This is a genomic window from Streptomyces lushanensis, assembly GCF_001700515.1.
Lineage (GTDB): Bacteria > Actinomycetota > Actinomycetes > Streptomycetales > Streptomycetaceae > Streptomyces > Streptomyces lushanensis.
This window is the reverse complement of the sequence record NZ_MAUD01000693.1, coordinates 1-338: the sequence shown is the minus strand read 5'-3', so window position 1 is coordinate 338 and position 338 is coordinate 1. Positions and strand designations below refer to the sequence as shown.

The following is a 338-nucleotide window of genomic DNA, read 5'->3' as shown; positions in this document are numbered from 1 at the left end:
CCGGTGGCGTGGCCTGGGTCCTGTCCGGTCGCCGGGCGGTGTACGCCATGCTACCGGGGCGGTTCGAGGGGTTAACTTCCCGGAAATTCCCGGACGTTGGGATTGACGTGTACAGGTCTACGCGCGTCATCATGAAGCCATGCGAATTCCCCCACGTATCGCCACCCTCGGTGGCACCGCCGCTCTGGCGGCCTCGCTCCTCGTCGGCGGAGTCACCGCCACCGCCACCGCCGCCCCCTCGGCCGTCGGCAGCATCTGCTACTCGCGGCTCCCCTCCCAGGCCCACACCACCCTCCGTCTGATCGACGCCGGCGGGCCCTTCCCGTACCGGCAGGACG

At 70.1% G+C, this 338-nt stretch carries 1 pseudogene; it reads left to right on the top strand.

Annotation, left to right across the window (positions count from 1 at the left end):
- Window positions 1–139 precede the first annotated feature (139 nt).
- Window positions 140–338: pseudogene (locus BFF77_RS32455) on the top strand (ribonuclease); the annotation flags it as partial.